General features: G+C 66.0%; 20 protein-coding genes and 1 riboswitch. Of the genes, 5 read left to right on the top strand and 15 right to left on the bottom strand.

Going from position 1 to position 18,066, the window contains the following annotated elements; translation table 11 throughout:
- Position 1: 1 nt before the first annotated feature.
- Positions 2-556 (top strand): hypothetical protein, encoded by a 555-nt coding sequence (locus QSK34_RS15980; RefSeq protein ID WP_285584836.1) that lies wholly within the window; start codon positions 2-4, stop codon positions 554-556.
- Positions 557-938: 382 nt separating this feature from the next.
- Here QSK34_RS15980 and QSK34_RS15975 read toward each other — a convergent pair whose 3' ends face one another.
- The 3 genes from QSK34_RS15975 to QSK34_RS15965 are packed head-to-tail and all read right to left on the bottom strand — an operon-like array spanning position 939 to position 2,153.
- Positions 939-1,391 carry a hypothetical protein gene (locus QSK34_RS15975; protein ID WP_285584834.1) on the bottom strand — a complete coding sequence of 151 codons (453 nt, stop codon included), beginning with the start codon at positions 1,389-1,391 and terminating at the stop codon, positions 939-941.
- On the bottom strand, positions 1,378-1,707 hold the full coding sequence (locus QSK34_RS15970; protein WP_285584832.1) for a hypothetical protein: 330 nt from the start codon (positions 1,705-1,707) through the stop codon (positions 1,378-1,380). The genes QSK34_RS15975 and QSK34_RS15970 overlap by 14 nt, the downstream gene beginning before the upstream one ends.
- Positions 1,708-1,751: 44 nt before the next feature.
- A complete protein-coding gene (locus tag QSK34_RS15965) occupies positions 1,752-2,153 on the bottom strand; it encodes an ATP-binding protein (protein ID WP_285584830.1) in 402 nt (133 codons plus the stop codon).
- 466 nt (positions 2,154-2,619) lie between these two features.
- On the opposite strand from QSK34_RS15965, the gene QSK34_RS15960 reads away from it, so the two are divergent.
- Together QSK34_RS15960 and QSK34_RS15955 are read left to right on the top strand one after the other, a co-directional pair.
- Positions 2,620-3,447, top strand: a complete 828-nt coding sequence (locus QSK34_RS15960) for a helix-turn-helix domain-containing protein (protein WP_285584828.1) — start codon at positions 2,620-2,622, stop codon at positions 3,445-3,447.
- Positions 3,429-3,650 carry a DUF397 domain-containing protein gene (locus QSK34_RS15955; RefSeq protein ID WP_285584825.1) on the top strand — a complete coding sequence of 74 codons (222 nt, stop codon included), beginning with the start codon at positions 3,429-3,431 and terminating at the stop codon, positions 3,648-3,650. The genes QSK34_RS15960 and QSK34_RS15955 overlap by 19 nt, the downstream gene beginning before the upstream one ends.
- Before the next feature lie 436 nt (positions 3,651-4,086).
- Here the strand turns inward: QSK34_RS15955 and QSK34_RS15950 are convergent, their stop codons facing one another.
- Positions 4,087-4,758 carry a hypothetical protein gene (locus QSK34_RS15950; protein ID WP_285584824.1) on the bottom strand — a complete coding sequence of 224 codons (672 nt, stop codon included), beginning with the start codon at positions 4,756-4,758 and terminating at the stop codon, positions 4,087-4,089.
- A gap of 77 nt (positions 4,759-4,835) precedes the next feature.
- Here QSK34_RS15950 and QSK34_RS15945 point away from each other — a divergent pair, with 77 nt between their 5' ends.
- The gene (locus QSK34_RS15945) at positions 4,836-5,702 is read left to right on the top strand and encodes an iron-sulfur binding domain-containing protein (RefSeq protein ID WP_285584822.1); all 867 of its coding nucleotides are present in this window, start codon (positions 4,836-4,838) and stop codon (positions 5,700-5,702) included.
- Between the two features lies 1 nt (position 5,703).
- Here the strand turns inward: QSK34_RS15945 and QSK34_RS15940 are convergent, their stop codons facing one another.
- The 8 genes from QSK34_RS15940 to QSK34_RS15905 all read right to left on the bottom strand — a co-directional run bounded on the left by QSK34_RS15940 (position 5,704) and on the right by QSK34_RS15905 (position 14,082).
- The gene (locus QSK34_RS15940; protein ID WP_285584820.1) at positions 5,704-5,949 is read right to left on the bottom strand and encodes a hypothetical protein; all 246 of its coding nucleotides are present in this window, start codon (positions 5,947-5,949) and stop codon (positions 5,704-5,706) included.
- Entirely contained in the window at positions 5,946-6,236 is a 291-nt protein-coding gene (locus tag QSK34_RS15935; RefSeq protein WP_285584818.1) for a DUF6247 family protein, read from the bottom strand. Before QSK34_RS15935 ends, QSK34_RS15940 begins: the two co-directional genes overlap by 4 nt.
- Positions 6,237-6,263: 27 nt before the next feature.
- Positions 6,264-7,181, bottom strand: a complete 918-nt coding sequence (locus tag QSK34_RS15930; RefSeq protein ID WP_030454844.1) for a TIM barrel protein — start codon at positions 7,179-7,181, stop codon at positions 6,264-6,266.
- Positions 7,182-7,466: 285 nt separating this feature from the next.
- Positions 7,467-9,977, bottom strand: coding sequence for an ATP-dependent Clp protease ATP-binding subunit (locus QSK34_RS15925; protein WP_062336952.1), 2,511 nt, complete (start codon positions 9,975-9,977; stop codon positions 7,467-7,469).
- A gap of 461 nt (positions 9,978-10,438) precedes the next feature.
- On the bottom strand, positions 10,439-10,780 hold the full coding sequence (locus tag QSK34_RS15920; RefSeq protein ID WP_161480962.1) for a histone-like nucleoid-structuring protein Lsr2: 342 nt from the start codon (positions 10,778-10,780) through the stop codon (positions 10,439-10,441).
- A 465-nt stretch (positions 10,781-11,245) separates the two neighbouring features.
- Positions 11,246-12,016: an RDD family protein gene (locus QSK34_RS15915; protein ID WP_285584812.1), complete on the bottom strand. Its 771-nt coding sequence runs from the start codon at positions 12,014-12,016 to the stop codon at positions 11,246-11,248.
- Positions 12,017-12,203: 187 nt separating this feature from the next.
- On the bottom strand, positions 12,204-13,373 hold the full coding sequence (locus tag QSK34_RS15910; protein ID WP_285584810.1) for an RDD family protein: 1,170 nt from the start codon (positions 13,371-13,373) through the stop codon (positions 12,204-12,206).
- A 199-nt stretch (positions 13,374-13,572) separates the two neighbouring features.
- On the bottom strand, positions 13,573-14,082 hold the full coding sequence (locus QSK34_RS15905) for an amino-acid N-acetyltransferase (protein ID WP_030452966.1): 510 nt from the start codon (positions 14,080-14,082) through the stop codon (positions 13,573-13,575).
- Positions 14,083-14,259: 177 nt separating this feature from the next.
- Positions 14,260-14,410: riboswitch (cyclic di-AMP (ydaO/yuaA leader) on the top strand.
- A gap of 2 nt (positions 14,411-14,412) precedes the next feature.
- Between QSK34_RS15905 and QSK34_RS15900 the strand changes: the two genes are divergently transcribed.
- A complete protein-coding gene (locus QSK34_RS15900; RefSeq protein WP_235966848.1) occupies positions 14,413-15,384 on the top strand; it encodes a C40 family peptidase in 972 nt (323 codons plus the stop codon).
- Here QSK34_RS15900 and QSK34_RS15895 read toward each other — a convergent pair.
- The 3 genes from QSK34_RS15895 to QSK34_RS15885 all read right to left on the bottom strand — a co-directional run bounded on the left by QSK34_RS15895 (position 15,381) and on the right by QSK34_RS15885 (position 18,060).
- On the bottom strand, positions 15,381-15,596 hold the full coding sequence (locus QSK34_RS15895; RefSeq protein WP_030452964.1) for a LuxR C-terminal-related transcriptional regulator: 216 nt from the start codon (positions 15,594-15,596) through the stop codon (positions 15,381-15,383). The two genes, QSK34_RS15900 and QSK34_RS15895, sit on opposite strands and share 4 nt — an antisense overlap.
- 169 nt (positions 15,597-15,765) lie before the next feature.
- Positions 15,766-17,223: a bifunctional lysylphosphatidylglycerol synthetase/lysine--tRNA ligase LysX gene (gene lysX / locus QSK34_RS15890; RefSeq protein WP_202610285.1), complete on the bottom strand. Its 1,458-nt coding sequence runs from the start codon at positions 17,221-17,223 to the stop codon at positions 15,766-15,768.
- Positions 17,224-17,277: 54 nt separating this feature from the next.
- Positions 17,278-18,060 (bottom strand): type III pantothenate kinase, encoded by a 783-nt coding sequence (locus tag QSK34_RS15885; RefSeq protein ID WP_030452962.1) that lies wholly within the window; start codon positions 18,058-18,060, stop codon positions 17,278-17,280.
- Between the last annotated feature and the right edge of the window lie 6 nt (positions 18,061-18,066).

Below are 18,066 nucleotides of genomic sequence, written 5' to 3'. Positions count from 1 at the left end.
CGTGAAAATTAGATGGTCGATTATTCTCTCTGCCCTATTCGGGACCGTGTTCGGGGGGGTGTCCGTCGGGCTGGCAACCGGACTGGTGGGCGACCTCCGACAGTTCCAGGTCCAGGAAGTTCACGCTCAACTTGCGGTTGATGGAAGTGACGAACGGCGACTGGCCGGCTTCGCGGATAATGTGTTCCGTGGTCGAGTCGTCGCGAAGCAGGGGCAGGCGACCCATTCTACAACCGACGTCCCCCTGACGCTCTGGACCGTCGACGTCCTCAGCAACTTCAAGGGAAACCTCAAAGGAACTATCACAGTCAGCCAATTCGGTGGCTACGAGCCATTCTCGAACACGCTCAAACTAATGGAAGATGACGCCCTCCTTAGCGTGGGGAGCGAGTACGTCCTGGCCGTGAAGTTCGACGCGCAGAACAACCGTTATTTCATCGCGCCAAAGTTTGGAGATATCAAGGTTCCAGACGGTTCGGCCAAAAGCTTCACTGCTGTTGACAACCACTGGAAGGACGTAGTGGCCAACGAAATCCCCTTCGAGGGCCCACGCTAAATATCCAAAAAAGGAGCCCCAACCTTAAAAGGTTGAGGGCTCCTTTTCTAGTTGTGCAATATTGGACGCCTCATCTTAGAACAAATCTGCTGTGGACTTAATCGCGCCAACCCTTCCAGGGTGAGCCGGGGATATTCGCCGGCTACGCCAGCTTGACAGTATCCACAAGCGCCTCTAATGACGGAGATTACGACTCGTACTGGTCTCTCAGAACGAAGGTGAGGCAGTAGCGCGGCGGACACGCTACATCCCACCCTCGCTCGTATCGCCGGACGGGACGCGTACTCAAGGTACACACACGACAGCCCGCCTCTTCGAATCCGCTGCTGAGTGCCGGAAAGGTCATCCGTCCGGTAACCGTATCGTCCAGCCATAGGCAGGATCATTTCTCGCCGCCGTACAACCGCTCGCGCCAGAACTGAACTTCTGACTGAAACTCCGCCCATTCCTGCGACCAGCGCACCGCCGTCAACGACGTCGGCCCATATCCCGGCACCAAATCCGCCGCCTCGAACACATCCGACGCCACCCCGACCGCGCCAGAGATCGCCCCTACGATGTACAGCCCGCTCCGCACGCTGTACATCGCCCACGCGCCGAGTTCCCCATCCGCAGAGCGCCGGATGTGCATCAGACCTGGGCCGCCGCCATCGTGCAGGTCATAGATCCCGGGCTCTGACAGTAGGTACGCCAACTCCTCGATCGCCTTTTGCGCCGCCTCAACATCGATCCGCTCGTGCTTGTGCATGGCGTGATCCGACGCACGAATGGCCGCCACCCACAACGCCCTGCTCGACACCCGAAGAGGCCCCTTCAACGCCTTAGCGAGCGTCATCGGTGCCCCCGTGTTCCGCCCAGGTACCGGCCAAAGGCCCCGAACCTCGATAGGCCGCGATCGTCGAGGCCGCCTGTTCGGCAGTCCGCGCCGTCATCAGACGCGGCCCATCCCCGCCCGGCCCCATCAAGAACCCGACCATGTACGACCGGCCACGCGGCGCGATGTGAACCCGCGCCACCTCAAGCCGCTCTTCTGTGAGCACCACCAGCCCCGGAGTCGCCGCCCGCGCGTGAGTGGCCTCACGCAGGTTGGGGACGAAGACCGTGGGAATCTCCATCGAACCCAGCAGCCGTTCCAGCGCGCGCAATTCCACCGCGTCATCAGTCGCCGCACCAGCGGACGAGAGCCCCGGCCTGCTCACAGGGCAGCCTCGATCCTCGCGTAGACGACCTTCCCGCCAGAGACCGGCCGCCGGTAACTCCAGTCCGATGACAACGCGCCAACCAGCACCAGCCCACGCCCGCCCTCGGTGTCATCGGCGGGCTCGACCATCCGGGGAGGCATCCGGCTGCAATCCCAGACCTCGATCACGATGGCCCGGCGATCCTGATACACCCCCACCCCAATGGTTCCTGGCCCGTCGCTCCCCGCGCTGCCATCCACGCCCGTGGACGCGGCCTCACGAGTCGCCGTAATCGCATTGGCGACCAGTTCGGAAGCCACCAGTTCGCAAACTCCCACCAGGTCATCACGCCCCAATGCCATGACCATCGCCCGGACGTACGCCCGCGCGGGCTTGGACGAAAGCGGGTGAGCCATCAGGCACTCAAAATGACGCTCATGCGCGCTGCTGATTTGGAGAGGCTTATGGCCGGGACCGCCGTCTGTCCGAGGTAACTCGCTGCGTAAGGGCACAGGCGAGAGATCATCTCGCCCAACCCGACTTGGAGCCCTATCGTGTGCCATGGATCAGGACGACCTTCCTGGTCAAGGACCCGTCCCGGTGTGCCCTCACTTGGACGGGTCCGCTGTTTGCGTGGGCAGTAGCGCCCGATACCGGATGACGCTTTTCGCGCCGCGACTCCATTGATCTAGTGGCGATGTCATGCCAATGTCATGCGAGGCGCTACCGCGTTCTCAACGCCTAGAGTGCCCGCCCTCTAGCTCGACTTATAGGTGAAACCAAACGACAATTACACGACAAAGCACTTCACCGATGTAGTCGCATGTCATCGAAGCCGTCAACGCCTGTCAACGCTCGCCGCAATCATGCAGAGGTGGAGAAGTGGCAAACGATCAAGGCTCCCAGCTGAGCCCACGTCAGCGTTTCGGCCGCGAGTTATCGCGGGTGAGGAAGAACGCCGGCCTGTCGCAGAAACGGCTCGGAGCACATGTAGGCGTCTCGCCATCACTCATCGGGCACATCGAGCTCGGCAACAGATCACCCAGCCGAGAACTGGCCACCGCGTGCGACGAGGTCTTGGGCACCGGTGACATCTTCGTCCGCCTCTACAGGAACATCTCGACACCGGCGGGACCTCACTGGTTCCTTCGCTGGGTGGAAGAGATCGAGCCGCGCGCGCGAGTGCTACGGAGCTGGAATCCGCTACTGGTCTCCGGGCTGCTGCAAACCGAGAACTACGCACGTGCCGTCTTCCGGGGACACCTCTCGACACCCGATCCCGAGGTGGAAGAACAAGTACGGGCGCGGATGCACCGCACGCTCCTGCTCGACCTGGACAACGCGCCCGAGCTTTGGTTCCTGCTCGACGAGTGGGTCGTCCGACGGCCCATCGGCGGACCGGAGGTCATGGTAGAGCAGCTAGAACACCTGATCGCCCTCACTGAACGCCGCAACATCACCATTCAGCTCGTCCCCGTGGACAGCCCGTGCACGGACGGACTCATGTCCGCATTCACCATCGCCGAGCTCGCAGAGTCACCTACAACCGTTCAGATAGACTCGACCGTCGAAGCCACGGTGTCAGCTGACCCGGAAATCGTGTCGGAGATCTGGAGTCGGTATGACAGACTCCGCGCCGAGGCGTATCGTCCCGGCGAATCGCTGGCAATGATCAAGAAAGCTGTGGACCAATGGACGCAACAGACCTGACGGGCACAGACCTCTCTGGGGCCGTCTGGCGAAAGAGCTCCCGCAGCGGCAACAACGGCGGAGACTGCGTCGAAGTCGCAGACAACCTTCCCGGAATCATCGCGGTCCGCGACAGCAAAAACCCCCACGGACCAGCGCTCGTCTTCACCCCTAGCGAATGGTCCGCATTCCTCGGTGGCGTCAAAGACGGCGAATTCGGCTGACTCATAGGTCATGCGCAGGCGAGACCCGTCCCCATCACGGGCGCGGGGAGGAGCGTTGCACCCGCCGCCCGATTGTCCGGGTCAGCCGGGTTCCGTCAAGGACGGCCCTGCACGTAGGGCAACCAGTCGCCCTGGAAGGTCACCGGGCAACGTACACGCGAGGCCATCCTTGACTGACCTCCGCCTGATAGACCCGGAGGGGGCAGCTAGCGGGAGCAGCGCAGGAGTGGCACACCCGCCGAAGCCACCCCCCGAGACGCCGAGCCAGACCCTCTGCTAACGCGCTGCCGGACTCGCCCACCGGATGATGCGCCAGGTCACGGTTAGGACACACTTGCAAGCGGCCTATATGCCCAGGTCAGCAAGGGTTTCGTTAGGTCACTCTACGAAGGCGCGTTTGTCCAGACGGGGGCGCGCCCTCGCGGGGCCATACGACCTATCTCAGATGGAAGACGTTTTTCTTGCTTCTGAGACTGCCTGACCTGGCTGTTGCCACGTAGGTGCCTTTGCCTGCGACGCTTGATCTTGCTGTGCAGGAGTCGCCTGAGCGGTTGCGGTCCCATTCGATCGAGCGGACGTAGGGGATGCCGCGTTTCAAGATCTGGCGGTCGACGCCTGAGCCGCTGACGCAGTCGGCGGTCGACCAGATGCGGGCCGGGCCCGAGGTGATGCGCATCTCCAGGGCCCGGGGGCCGACGTCCACCTTGCACGGGTTCTTGGCCGTGTTGACGACGGTCAGCATGAAGCCGGGGCGGTCGGCGCCCGTGTAGACCTCGCGGCCGGCGGTCAGGTTGACGACCAGGTCCTTCGGGTCGCAGGTGTCGCTGTCGCGTTTGGCCGGTGCGCGGGTCGGTGACGGGGTGGCCGAAGGCGTGGGCGTACCGGAGGAAGAAGGGCTCGGGGCGGATGGTGAGGGCAGCGAGACGATCAACGCGTCGGACGCGCCCTTGGCGGGGGCGGTGCCGGCCAGCGGCGTGTCGGGGCCGTTCGTGAAGGCCCAGGCGATGACGGCCCCCACGACGAGCACGCCGGTCAGCACCAGCACTCGGCGCCGCCAGTAGACGTCCGGGCCCTCGACTACCTCACCACGGAAGGTGTCCGGATCCATACTCACAGTATTAATAGACTCGATGGTCTCGGCTTACGCGCCTCGCCGGGGAGCGAGGTCAACTACAGTGCCGAAACGTGGCTCATCCGCTTCACTCCCCCATCCTCGACTGGTATGCCGAGTACAACCGCGACCTCCCCTGGCGGCGCCCCGAGGCGACCCCGTGGGGCATCCTGGTCAGCGAGATCATGCTCCAGCAGACGCCCGTGGTGCGTGTCCTCCCGATCTGGGAGGAGTGGATGGCGCGCTGGCCGACCCCCGAAGCCCTGGCCAAGGAGACGCCGGGCGAGGCGGTGCGGCACTGGGGCCGCCTCGGCTACCCCCGGCGGGCGCTGAACCTGCACGCCTGCGCCAAGGCGATCACCGCCGATTTCTCCGGTACGGTCCCCGCCACCTACGACGAACTCCGCACCCTCCCCGGCATCGGCGACTACACGGCCGCCGCGGTCGCCAGCTTCGCCTACGGGAAGAGCCACGCGGTCCTCGACACGAACGTCCGCCGTGTTCTGGCCCGCACGATCCGCGGCGAGGAGTATCCCCCCAAGGCGACCACCACCGCCGAGAAGCGCCTGGCCGAGTCGCTGATCCCGCCGGTCGGCGCCCCCCGCTGGGCCGTGGCCGTCATGGAACTCGGCGCCCTCATCTGCACCGCCCGCTCGCCCCGCTGTGCCGACTGCCCGGTCGCCTCACGCTGCGCCTGGCTCTTGGCGGGCAAACCCGCCCACGACGGCCCGGAGCGCAAGGGCCAGACCTACGCCGGCACCGACCGTCAGTGCCGCGGCCGCCTCCTGGCCGTCCTGCGCGACGCGCCGGGACCGGTGGAGAAGGCGCTGCTCGACGCGGTGTGGGCCGACGCGGTGCAGCGAGAACGCGCCCTCGACGGGCTACTGGCCGACGGCCTGGCCGAACTGGTCGACGACGACCTCTACGCCCTGCCCGGCTGAGTCAACCGGCCCAGGTCACGTTGAAGATGGTGATCAACTCACGGCCCTCGTCGACCTTGAAGTACATGACGCCGAAATCGCCGAAGGTCGTCATCCGGAAATCAGGGTCGTCTCGGTAGAGGGGCCTCGCATCCCACGGCTCTTTGATGAGATCCGCCGTGCGGGCGATAAGCGCGTCGAGCGCCACCTCCGGAAGGCCCTGCATTTGCGACAACGCCGACACGTGAAGGGTCACGCGGTAGGTCATCGGCGGTCAGCCCACCCGGGGAAGACCTCGTCCATGGAGACGAACTCCTCGGTGCGGCCTTCGCGCACCGCCCGTTCGGCCTGATCGAACATCGGATCCGAGACGGCGACGGCGTGAAGCCGCCACACCCGCAGGAGCTCCCGGAGTTGCTCATATCGCCAGACCTCGTGGGCCGCGTCCAGGGCCGCGTGATATTCGCTCAGGAACTGGTCGTGCCAGCGTTCCGGCAGCATTCGCATGATCTCGGCCGGGTCGTCATCGTGGTGATGCAGAGGCTCGGCGGACATGCGTTCAGGCTACCTTCCGGCCAGGGCTCAGGCGGCGAGCTTCAGGCCCAACGCCGTCAGGTTGCGCCTGGTCCAGTCGAGGTCGTCGGCCAGGCGGGCCACCAGAGCCGCCGGGCCCTTCGTCTTCGGGGCGACCCACTCGTGGGCCTCGACCTCAAGATGGGCGCTGCCGTGCACCGCGCCCGACAAGAGCGCGTTGAGCGTGTTGGGAATCTCGTCCATGTTGTTGTGTACGTGCCCCAGTTTGACCACAGGCGCTCCCGCCTGCGCCAGACCACGCAGGGCCTTCCCGGCCTCCTCCGCGCCGCCACAGGTCAAATGACAGGCGTCCAGGCACACCCCGAGGTGTTCGGAGTCGATGCCGCAGACCCGTTCCAAGGCCTGCTCGGTCGTCTCCAGCACGCAGCCGGGCCACGGCTCGAAGCCGACCCTGATGTGCTTGCCGGTCACGCTGTAGATGCCGCGTAGTTCACGTGACAGGCGCTCCAGCCGCCGGGAGGCGATGGCGTGGAGGTCGGCGGGCCAGTCGCGGCGCCAGCCGATCGGGATGGTGGAGATCGAGCCGAACCGGACGTCTTCCGGCAGCAGGAAGGCGAGGATCTTGGCCAGCGACATCGTGTAGCGGTAGCGCTCCGGCTTGGCCCAGTCGGGGCCGGGCGTCTCCTGGTGGCGGCCTCCGGTTCCGTTGAGGCTCACCACCTCCAGGCCGCGCTCCTCCAGCGACCGCCGGAGGCGGACCAGCTCGATCCGGTCGGAGACGAGGTGGTCGGCGACCGTGGGCGCCAGCCAGAGGCCGATGCCCAGGCGGTCGACGCCGAGCTTCTTCCGGACCGGAACGGCGTAGCGGGTCAGGTGGGCGATCAGGTTCTCCAGGTCTTCCGCCGGGTGAACGCCCGCGTTGTAGGCCAGGTGGACGACGGTTCCGTCGTCGTGGCGCAGCCGCATCGATGCCTCCAAAGGTCCGACTCAAATCCACCCATGTCAGTTGTCCTGATCACATGGGCCCTGAGTCCCGGGACGCCGGGATTCCGAAGCATGCCGTCGTACGGCACTCCGGAGCGTCCACCCCGCAGTTGATTCGGAGGTACGCCTGCAGGAGGACGTCCCTTCGCTCTACGCAGTGTAGTACTACCTTTGGTGGCGCTGCCACGTCACTTCACCCAGTTGTGACGTGAACGTAAAAACAGCGGGCCGCCCCCGGAGGGACGGCCCGCTGGTGAAACGTGATGCCTACGCGCCCTTGGTGATCGCGTCGACGATCGCGGCGGCGCTGTCGGGCACGCCTTCGGCCTTCGCCTCGCCGACGAAGGTGAACTTGGCGGCCTCGCCCTCACCTTCCACGTCGACCTTGACGACCTGGCCGGGGCGCAGCTCGCCGTAGAGGATCTTCTCCGACAACGAGTCCTCCAGCTCACGCTGGATCGTGCGACGGAGCGGACGGGCGCCGAGCACCGGGTCGTAACCACGGTCGGCGAGCACCTGCTTGGCGGCCGGGGTGAGCTCCAGGCCCATGTCCCGGTCCTTCAGGCGGGCGTCCACCTGGGCCAGCATCAGGTCGACGATGCGGATGATCTCGGTCATCGTCAGCTGGTGGAAGACGACCGTGTCGTCGACGCGGTTGAGGAACTCGGGCCGGAAGTGCTGCTTGAGCTCCTCCTGGACCTTGGCCTTCATCCGGTCGTAGTTGCCCTCGACGTCGTTGTTCTTGGCGAACCCGACCCCGATGCCCTTGCTGATGTCACGGGTGCCGAGGTTGGTGGTCATGATGATGACCGTGTTCTTGAAGTCGACCACCCGGCCCTGGGCGTCGGTCAGGCGACCGTCCTCCAGGATCTGCAGCAGGCTGTTGAAGATGTCGGGGTGGGCCTTCTCGATCTCGTCGAACAGCACCACCGAGAACGGCTTGCGCCGCACCTTCTCGGTCAGCTGGCCGCCCTCCTCGTAGCCGACGTAGCCGGGAGGCGAACCGAACAGCCGGGAGACGGTGTGCTTCTCCATGAACTCCGACATGTCCAGCATGATCAGCGCGTCTTCGTCGCCGAACAGGAACTCCGCCAGCGCCTTGGACAGCTCGGTCTTACCGACACCCGAGGGGCCGGCGAAGATGAACGAGCCACCGGGACGGCGCGGGTCCTTCAGACCGGCGCGGGTACGCCGGATCGCCCGCGACAGGCCCTTGATGGCGTCGTCCTGGCCGATGATGCGCTTGTGCAGCTCGTCTTCCATGCGCAGCAGGCGCTGGGACTCCTCCTCGGTCAGCTTGAAGACCGGGATGCCCGTGGCGGTCGCGAGCACCTCGGCGATGAGCTCCTCGGTGACCTCGGCCACGACGTCCATGTCGCCGGCCTTCCACTCCTTCTCGCGGCGCTCACGCTTCAGCATGAGCTGCTTCTCGGAGTCGCGGAGGGCGGCGGCCTTCTCGAAGTCCTGCGCGTCGATCGCCGATTCCTTGTCGCGGCGCACGACGGCGATCTTCTCGTCGTACTCCCGGAGGTCCGGGGGCGCGGTCATGCGGCGGATGCGCATGCGCGAGCCGGCCTCGTCGATCAGGTCGATCGCCTTGTCGGGCAGGAACCGGTCGGAGATGTACCGGTCGGCCAGCGTCGCCGCGGCCACCAGGGCGCCGTCGGTGATCGAGACGCGGTGGTGGGCCTCGTAGCGGTCACGCAGACCCTTGAGGATCTCGATCGTGTGCGACAACGACGGCTCGGCGACCTGGATCGGCTGGAAACGACGCTCCAGAGCGGCGTCCTTCTCCAGGTGCTTGCGGTACTCGTCGAGCGTCGTGGCGCCGATGGTCTGCAGCTCACCACGGGCCAGCATCGGCTTGAGGATGCTGGCGGCGTCGATGGCGCCCTCGGCCGCGCCCGCACCCACCAGGGTGTGGAGCTCGTCGATGAACAGGATGATGTCGCCGCGGGTGCGGATCTCCTTGAGCACCTTCTTCAGACGCTCTTCGAAGTCACCGCGGTAGCGGCTGCCGGCCACCAGCGCGCCCAGGTCGAGGGTGTAGAGCTGCTTGTCCTTGAGCGTCTCGGGCACCTCGCCCTTGACGATCTTCTGCGACAGGCCCTCGACGACGGCGGTCTTGCCGACGCCGGGCTCACCCACCAGGACGGGGTTGTTCTTGGTGCGGCGGGACAGCACCTGCATGACCCGCTCGATCTCCTTCTCGCGCCCGATGACCGGGTCGAGCTTGCCTTCGCGAGCGGCCTGCGTGAGGTTGCGGCCGAACTGGTCGAGAACAAGTGACGTGGACGGCGCGGCCTCCTGGGGGCCGCCCGCGGCCGCCGGCTCCTTGCCCTGGTAGCCGTGCAGCAACTGGATCACCTGCTGGCGGACCCGGTTGAGGTCGGCGCCCAGCTTCACCAGAACCTGAGCGGCGACACCCTCGCCCTCACGGATCAGGCCCAGCAGGATGTGCTCGGTCCCGATGTAGTTGTGACCGAGCTGCAACGCCTCACGCAACGACAGCTCAAGGACCTTCTTGGCACGGGGCGTGAAGGGAATGTGCCCCGACGGGGCCGACTGGCCCTGGCCGATGATCTCCTCGACCTGCTGGCGCACCCCCTCGAGGCTGATCCCCAGGCTCTCGAGAGCCTTGGCCGCCACACCTTCACCCTCATGGATCAGACCAAGAAGAATGTGCTCCGTACCGATGTAGTTGTGGTTGAGCATCCGGGCCTCTTCTTGGGCCAGGACGACCACCCGCCGCGCACGGTCGGTGAACCTCTCGAACATTCGTCGCTCCTCACGAGCGGTCGGGCGGACCGGGAGTTCCGGCTCCGTCGTTCCGCATGCCAGCCCCGGCACGGAGAACAGTCAAGTCTATTGGAGTAGGCGTTCCCCGGGCGCAGGGCGTTCACCCTCCATCCAACTACTGCCGGAGGGTGCGGTGTTCCCGATACGCCGCAAGCGAACGACGTTTATGTGACACAAAACACGATCGTGCGATCATCCCGATGGCCGTGACATCCCGTCGAGTTCAGGACGCCCGGCGACCGGTATAACCGCACGATCGCTTCTTTGGGACAGATTGGCAGCGTGAACCCCGGACGGCCTTCGGTCGTCCGCGTCTCCCGTATTCGAGGAAGGTTCACGTGCGCGAGCCGCGGCCGGCGGGCGCCGTCCGCGTCTCGTGATTTTGATGCGGGTTCACAACGCGCGAGCCACGGCCGTCTGTGCCGTCCGTGTCCCGGCACTTAGTGAGCCGCTTCGTAGGCCTCCACGATCGAGGCGGCAATGCGGCCGCGCTCGCTCACGGGGTGGTTGTTCGCCTTGGCCCAGGCGCGGATCTCCGCGCTCTTCTCGCGGGTCATCGCGCGCTGCGAGCCACCGCCGCCACGACGACGGCCACGTGAAGGAGTCGATTCCGCACGACGGGCACCGTTGACGAAAGGCAGGACCGCTTCGCGGAGCTTCTTGGCGTTCGAGTCGCTGAGGTCAATCTCATATGACGTGCCGTCAAGCGCGAAGGTGACAGTCTCATTGGCCTCGCCGCCATCGAGATCGTCGATGAGAATCACCTGCGTGTGCTTGGCCATCCGGCAATCCTTTCGCAGAGCAAAGTTTGATTCGTCAGCCAAACATATACCCGGTTTCCGCCGCTGACAATTCACGATTCCCAGGAGGCGTTCAGGTTCAGGCGTTGTCGGAAGACTTCTCGTCCGGTTCGTGCCTTCCCCGGAGCCCCGCCGCATCAGAACGCAGCAACTTTACGACGCCGTAGACGACCGCCGCACCGACTACGAGAGGTGGTATGAGGGCGGACAATACCTCTGACATTCGACCTCACTCCTTCCCTGGGAAAACGCCGGGAACCCCTATGAAATCGGGGCTTTCGTGTCAGATGGGCCACGGCGACGTCCCTGACGATAGCGGAGTCCGTGACCGGTGGGTCGCGCGGGGTGGTCAGGCCGCTTACCCGATGCTTATGAATCGTACCGATGAAAAGCGAGAGGGGCGGTCGCCGAGCGACCGCCCCTCTGTTTGGAACGCTTCCGCGGGCCTCAGAGCTTGACCACCACAGTTCCGGCGACCTTGTCGTGAATCGCCTGCTGCAGGGGCTTGTCCCACAGCGGCCACAGCACGTTGACCAGGCTGAACACGCCGCCGATGAAGCTGAGGATCGTGTTGAACGCCAGCAGCTGCGGGCCCCACATGACGCCGATGCGCTTGATGGAGCTTTCGGCGTCGATGCCGCCCATGGCGGGGTGGCCGAGCTTAACGATCCGGATCTTCATAACCTTCTTGCCGATTGTCTGACCGTCGCGCGAGATCTGGAAGAACTCGTACGCGGCGTACAGCAGGAAGGAGACCACGGCCTGGATCAGAAGGCCGACGAACGAGACCGACGGGACCTCGATCGTAATGCCGGCGACCTCGCTGGTCGTCGTCGTGGAGAACGCGCCGGAGATCAGGCGGCCGATAAGCAGGTTGACCACGACGCCCAGGATTAGGCCGTCGATGATGCGGGCGACCAAACGCTGCCACCACTCGGCAAGAGGCGCCGGAACTCCGGGGGGAAGAGGCGCGCCGTGCGGCGTGCCATATGCGGGGGCGGCGTCATAACCCTGCGGTGCGCCATATCCCTGCGCACCCTGGGGCGCACCATATCCACCCTGGGGCGGGTATCCACCCTGAGGGGGGTATCCGCCGCCCTGCTGCGGCGGCGGGTAACCGCCCTGCGGCGGGTAACCCTGGGGCGGGGGGTAACCGCCTTGCTGCGGCGGCGGGACGGAACCATATGGGTTCTGACCGGGGGGCGGTTCCGGGTGCATTGGTTACCTCTCGTCACTTCTAAGTGGGGACATGAGTGTTCATGGTCCCACGGCACGCTAGCACCAACCGCTTACCGCTTTAGGAAGTTATTTCGGATAGAACGGACCGAACACGCTGTGTACATGAAACGGGGCCGATGGCGCGATCCATCGACCCCGGGCACCGTTAGTTCGATGCGCTATGTCACTACTTGACCTTGACGACGATCGTATTCGCCACCTTGTCATGAAGCGCCTGCTGCAGAGGCTTGTCCCAGAGCAGCCACAGAACGTTCAGGAGCGAGAACAGGCCCGCCACAAGGTTGATGATGGGGCCCACCACCGGAACAATCGCCAACGCGCGGATGAACTGCGGGCCGTACATGACGGCCGCGCGCTTGCCGGCGGTCTCGACGGAAAGTCCGGGCGTCGAGAGGGCGCCGCCCACCGGAATGACGCGGATTCCCATGACGATCTTTCCGAGGGTCTGTCCGCGCGACTTCAGCATGAAGAACTCGTAGGCGAACCAGGCCGTGGCGCTCACGAGCGTGATCAGGATCGTCGCGAGGGTGAAACCGCTGCCCTCAAGTGACGTCAGGTCGTCGGGGTTGAACGACGGCTGCGTGACCACCAGGGCCGTGATGGCGAACGACAACACGGCGAACACGACGCCGATGATGAGGCCGTCGACGATGCGGGCCACGAGCCGCTGCCACCAGTCGGCGAGGGGGGCCGGCACACCCGGGGGAAGGGCGTGGGCCGGGTAGCCGGGGTTGTAGGCGGGGGCGGAGTACTGCTGCTGGCCGTAGGTGCCCTGGGGCTGGCCGGGGTAGCCGGGCTGCTGCTGGTAGGACGGGGCCTGCTGCTGGCCGTAGCCCTGCTGGGGCTGCTGGCCGTATCCCGGCTGCTGCTGCCCATAGCCGGGCTGCTCGCCGTAGCCCTGCTGCGGCTGCTGGCCGTAACCCGGCTGCTGACCGTAGCCCTGCTGAGGCTGCTGCCCATAACCAGGCTGCTGGCCGTATCCGGGCTGCTGCTGACCGTAGCCGGGCTGCTCGCCGTAGCCCTGCTGCGGCTGCTGTCCATATCCAGGCTGCTGCCCGTAGCCCTGCTGAGACTGCTGCCCGTAACCAGGCTGCTGGCCGTAACCGGGCTGCTGTCCATAGCCGGGCTGCTGCTGCCCGTAGCCCTGCTGAGACTGCTGGCCGTAACCGGACTGCTGGCCGTAGCCCTGCTGCGGGTATCCCTGCTGGGGCTGCTGGCCGTATCCCTGCTGCCCCTGCTGGCCCTGCTGGGCGTAGGGGTCGTAGCCCTGTTGCTGCTGGCCGTAGACGGGCTGCTGGCCGGTGCCCCCGGTGGGGTTGCGGCTCACGATCGTCATGTCCGGGTCATAGTCCTGCGCGGGCTTGTCCTGGCCTTGCTGCCCTTCACGGTCGTCCGGGCGGTATGGCGGCTGGGCGCTCACCGTGTCACCTCACTTCGAGTACGCATGCGGTACACGTGAGACACGCACGCTTGACATAGCCAAAAGTATCGATAGCCGGATCTACAGTCACCTTCCCGGCCCGTTATGACCACCGTCAAGCACGCGGTTCCAAGTGCAGGATCATGCGTGTATTGCCCAAAGTGTTGGGTTTCACATGTTCAAGATCGAGGAATTCCGCGACGCCTTCGTCGTAGGAGGCGAGCAGTTCGGCGTACACCTCGGGAGAGACGGGGGTGCCGTTGATCTCCCGGAAGCCGTGGCGTTCGAAGAACGGGACCTCGAAGGTGAGGCAGAAGACGCGGCGCACCCCGAGTTCGCGCGCGGTCGCTATGAGGGCCCCGACGATCTCGTGGCCGATGCCCATGCCGCGGCAGGCCGGGTCGACCGCGACGGTGCGGATCTCGGCCAGGTCCTCCCACAACACGTGGAGCGCGCCGCAGCCCACCACCGCGCCGTCGAGCTCGGCCACCCAGAACTCCTGGACGTCCTCATAGAGCGTGACGGTGCTCTTCTTGAGCAGCCGGGGACCCGACCCGGAGTAGGAGTCGACGAACCGGCGGATCGCCCGGACGTCGGGGGTACGCGCGCGGCGGACCTTGACCATGCAAGGACCTTAACGGTCTCGCACAAATCGACGAAGCTCCCGGTCACACGTGGCGACCGAAACCCCCGTGGTCACCTGGGTTACAGTGGTCTCTTGCGTGATCTGTCCGTGATTGTTCGGTTGTCGAACCTAGACAGAAATCGCAGTTCCGGTTGAGCACGAACATGACGTGCACTAATGTCCAGGCGGCCGAGTCCTCCGCCTGAGGCGGAGGAGCCGGGGAACCACCCGGGCCGCCTCCGCGCGGCCCGACGGGGTGAATCCGCAAGGTAGGGCTGCTTCCGTCCGAACCCGTCAGCTAACCCGGCAGGCCCTCTGGAAGGAGCATGGTTGTTTCGTCGAACCGTCCGCAGGGTCGTGTTCGTGGGCTCGGCGCTGGCCCTCATCACCATCTGCGCCCCGGTGGTCTCCGCCACCGCCGACCCCGAGCCCACGCTGAAAGAGCTCACCGCCGAGGTCGAGAAGCTGCACGAGGAGATCGAGTCGCTCACCGAGCAGTACAACGGTGAGCGCGTCAGGCTCGACGAGGCCAAGCGCTCGGCCGCGGCGGCCAAGAAGACGCTCGACACCAGTGAGGCCGACCTGGAGGCCCGCCGCAAGCGCGCGATGGTGTTCGCCACCAACGCCTACATGACCGGCGGCGCCAGCGGGATCTCGCTGATGAACGCCCCCAACCCCGACGCCTACATGGACGTCGCCTCCACGACCTACGCGCTCCAGTTGCAGAGCGGCGAGGAGGTCGTCCAGCTCACCAAGGCGCGCAAGGCCGCCGAGCGGGCGCGCGTCAGCGCCAAGGCCCGCCAGGACGAGGTGAGCAAGCTCATCAAGAGCCTCGACAAGCGCGAGAACACGATCCGCGGCCTGATCAAGAAGACCGAGAGCCGGCTGTACGCCCAGGTCGCCGGCCAGGTGTCGGTGGCGAAGCGCCTGAGCCTGCCGGTCGTCGGCGACGGCAAGGCCGCCCAGGCGGTCAGGTGGGCGCTCACCCAGCAGCTCAAGCCCTACGTGTGGGGCGCCGAAGGACCCAACTCCTACGACTGCTCCGGCCTCATCATGGCGGCCTACGCCACGGTCGGCATCAGCATCCCCCACTACACCGGCAGCCAGTGGACGGCGGGCACGCACGTCTCACGCGAGGACATGCGCCCGGGCGACCTGGTGTTCTTCTACAACGACCTGCACCATGTGGGCCTCTACATCGGAGGGGGCTACATGATCCACGCTCCTCGCACGGGTGACGTCGTGCGGGTCGCGGCGATCGGCAACAGGCCGTTCGCGGGTGCCGTGAGGATCGCCGACTAAATCAAACGCCGTCGGGCCGCCCATGCGACGGCCTCGATGGCGGTGGCGACGCCGATGCGGTCGCAGATGCCGCGCAGCCGACGACGAACCGTCCGGCCGCTGACATCAAGGCTTCGCCCGACACGGTCGACGGTCACGCCCTTGGCCAGTTCGGCCAGCAGCAGCAACTCGTCGTCGGTCAGGCCGACGCGCTCGGTCTCGGAAACTGACATCGTGAGCCCCTCTCCCACGACGGATGATTCTCGCCACCCCTCAGGGAAGGTAAACGTCGGGGAGAAAGGACGTCAAGCAGCGGTATTGACACGCTCAGGCGTATGTGAACGCCTGGTAACACAAGGCCCCCACGTTCCGTGGGGGCCTCACCTGCTGCTGAACGCGAAATCAATGGCTGGGGCGTACCAGCGGGAACAGGATTGTTTCGCGAATGTTTTTTCCTGTGAAGGCCATGATCATGCGGTCGATGCCCGCTCCCATACCGCCTGTGGGGGGCATCGCGTATTCCAGGGCCTGCAGGAAGTCCTCGTCGAGCTGCATCGCCTCGGCGTCGCCGCCGGCCGCCAGGATCGACTGCTCGGTGAGGCGGCGGCGCTGCTCGATCGGGTCGACCAGCTCCGAGTAGGCGGTGCCGAGCTCGGTGCCGAAGCCGATCAGGTCCCACTTCTCGGTCAGCAGCGGATTCTCCCGGTGCTGACGGGTCAGCGGGGAGGTCTCCAGCGGATAGTCCATCACGAACGTGGGCTGGACGAGGGTGTGCTCGACGAGCGCCTCGAAGATCTCCTGCACGAGCTTGCCCTGGCCCCATTTCGGGTCCCAGTGGATCTCGCGCCGGTCGGCCAGCTTCCGCAGCGCCTCAAGCGGCGTCTCGGTGGTGATCTCCTCGCCGAGGGCCTGGGAGACCGAGCCGTAGAGGGTGATGCGCGGCCACTCGGCCAGGCCGAGGTCGATCTCCTGGTCGCCGTGGCGGACGACGCTGGTGCCGAGCGCGGCCACGACGGCCTTCTGGTACATGCGCTGGGTCAGGTCGGCCATGTCGTTGTAGTCGAGGTAGGTGCCGTAGGCCTCGAGCATGGTGAACTCGGGGTTGTGGGTCGAGTCGGCGCCCTCGTTGCGGAAGTTGCGGTTGATCTCGAAGACCTTCTCGATGCCGCCGACGACCAGCCGCTTGAGGTAGAGCTCGATCGCGATGCGAAGGTAGAGCTCCATGTCGTAGGCGTTGATGTGGGTCTTGAACGGCCGGGCCGCCGCGCCGCCGTGGATCGGCTGCAGCATCGGCGTCTCGACCTCGAGGTAGCCCTCTTCGTGCCAGAAGTCGCGCACCGCGCGCACGGTGGCGCTGCGGATGTGGGCCATCTTGCGGGCCTCGTCGTTGACGATGAGGTCGACGTAGCGCAGCCGGACGCGGGCCTCGGGGTCGCTGAGGCCGGCGTGCTTCTCGGGCAGCGGGCGCAGGCACTTGGCGGTGATCGCCCACGAGTCGGCCATGATCGACAGCTCGCCGCGCTTGGAGGTGATGACCTCGCCCGTGATGCCGACGTGGTCGCCCAGGTCGACGTCGCGCTTCCAGGCCGCCAGCGACTCTTCGCCGAGCCGGTCGAGCGACAACATGATCTGGAGGTCGCCCGAGCCGTCGCGGATGGTCGCGAAGCAGAGCTTGCCGCCGATCCGGGAGAGCATCACGCGACCGGCCACGCCGACGGTCTCGCCGGTCGCGGCGCCCGCCTCGAGGCCGGCGTGTTTCGCACGGACCTCCGCGTTGGTCGCGGTCCGCGGGTAGTTCACCGGATAGGGGTCGACGCCTTCGGAGATCAGACGGTCCAGCTTTTCGCGGCGGACGCGCATCTGCTCCGGAAGCTCGTTCAGCTCTTCGCTCACGGCACTACAGATTAGCGGCGTTTAGGCGGTGTTTCGGGCGTAGACCAGCCGCAGGCCGATGAGGGTGAGCCAGGGTTCGTGTACGTCGATCGTGCGCGCCTCGCTGACCACCAGGGGCGCCCCGGGGCCGGTCGCGACGACGGTCACCTCGTCGGGGTCGGCGGCGAGCTCGGCCGTCATGCGGTCGACGATGCCGTCGACCAGCCCGGCGAAGCCGTAGATGATGCCCGACTGGAGGGCCTCGACGGTGTTCTTGGCGATCACGGAGCGGGGCCGGACGAGCTCGACCTTGTGGAGCTGGGCGCCCGCCTCGGCCAGCGCGTCGACGCTGATCTCCAGCCCGGGGGCGGTCACCGCGCCGACGTACTCACCCCTCGCGGAGACGGCGTCGAAGGAGGTCGCGGTGCCGAAGTCGACGACCACGCAGGGGCCGCCGAACAGGCTGATGGCGGCCAGCGCGTTGACGATGCGGTCGCTGCCGACCTCTTTCGGGTTGTCCATCCGCACGGGCACGCCCGTGCGGACGCCGGGCTCCACGACCACCGAGGTCACGTCGCCGTAGTAGCGGCGGGACATCTCGCGCATCTCGTTGAGGACCGAGGGCACGGTCGAGCAGATGGAGATGCCCGAGATGTCGGTGTTCTTGAGGATGGCCGACTGGGCCAGCAACCCCTGGAGGATCACCGCGAGCTCGTCGGCCGTCCGGCGGGCGTCGGTGGCGATGCGCCAGTGCTCGATGACCTCTTCACCTTCGAACAGGCCAAGCACCGTGTGGGTGTTGCTGACGTCGATGGTGAGGAGCATGCCCCG

This window comes from Herbidospora sp. NBRC 101105, from assembly GCF_030269205.1.
GTDB classification, from domain to species: domain Bacteria; phylum Actinomycetota; class Actinomycetes; order Streptosporangiales; family Streptosporangiaceae; genus Herbidospora; species Herbidospora solisilvae.
Note: the sequence above shows the minus strand (reverse complement) of the source record. Positions and strands in the feature narration are given on the sequence as shown.

What these genes read in the sequence shown, in the direction of transcription:
- QSK34_RS15965 (WP_285584830.1), bottom strand. Translation starts at nt 2,153, where the DNA reads ATGGCTCACCCGCTTTCGTCCAAGCCCGCGCGGGCGTACGTCCGGGCG.
- QSK34_RS15905 (WP_030452966.1), bottom strand. Translation starts at nt 14,082, where the DNA reads ATGGTCAAGGTCCGCCGCGCGCGTACCCCCGACGTCCGGGCGATCCGC.
- QSK34_RS15940 (WP_285584820.1), bottom strand. Translation starts at nt 5,949, where the DNA reads ATGACCTACCGCGTGACCCTTCACGTGTCGGCGTTGTCGCAAATGCAG.
- QSK34_RS15885 (WP_030452962.1), bottom strand. Translation starts at nt 18,060, where the DNA reads ATGCTCCTCACCATCGACGTCAGCAACACCCACACGGTGCTTGGCCTG.
- QSK34_RS15925 (WP_062336952.1), bottom strand. Translation starts at nt 9,977, where the DNA reads ATGTTCGAGAGGTTCACCGACCGTGCGCGGCGGGTGGTCGTCCTGGCC.
- lysX (WP_202610285.1), bottom strand. Translation starts at nt 17,223, where the DNA reads ATGCGCGTCCGCCGCGAAAAGCTGGACCGTCTGATCTCCGAAGGCGTC.
- QSK34_RS15950 (WP_285584824.1), bottom strand. Translation starts at nt 4,758, where the DNA reads ATGGATCCGGACACCTTCCGTGGTGAGGTAGTCGAGGGCCCGGACGTC.
- QSK34_RS15930 (WP_030454844.1), bottom strand. Translation starts at nt 7,181, where the DNA reads ATGCGGCTGCGCCACGACGACGGAACCGTCGTCCACCTGGCCTACAAC.
- QSK34_RS15920 (WP_161480962.1), bottom strand. Translation starts at nt 10,780, where the DNA reads ATGGCCAAGCACACGCAGGTGATTCTCATCGACGATCTCGATGGCGGC.
- QSK34_RS15915 (WP_285584812.1), bottom strand. Translation starts at nt 12,016, where the DNA reads ATGCACCCGGAACCGCCCCCCGGTCAGAACCCATATGGTTCCGTCCCG.
- QSK34_RS15975 (WP_285584834.1), bottom strand. Translation starts at nt 1,391, where the DNA reads ATGACGCTCGCTAAGGCGTTGAAGGGGCCTCTTCGGGTGTCGAGCAGG.
- QSK34_RS15935 (WP_285584818.1), bottom strand. Translation starts at nt 6,236, where the DNA reads ATGTCCGCCGAGCCTCTGCATCACCACGATGACGACCCGGCCGAGATC.
- QSK34_RS15910 (WP_285584810.1), bottom strand. Translation starts at nt 13,373, where the DNA reads ATGACGATCGTGAGCCGCAACCCCACCGGGGGCACCGGCCAGCAGCCC.
- QSK34_RS15895 (WP_030452964.1), bottom strand. Translation starts at nt 15,596, where the DNA reads ATGTCAGTTTCCGAGACCGAGCGCGTCGGCCTGACCGACGACGAGTTG.
- QSK34_RS15955 (WP_285584825.1), top strand. Translation starts at nt 3,429, where the DNA reads ATGGACGCAACAGACCTGACGGGCACAGACCTCTCTGGGGCCGTCTGG.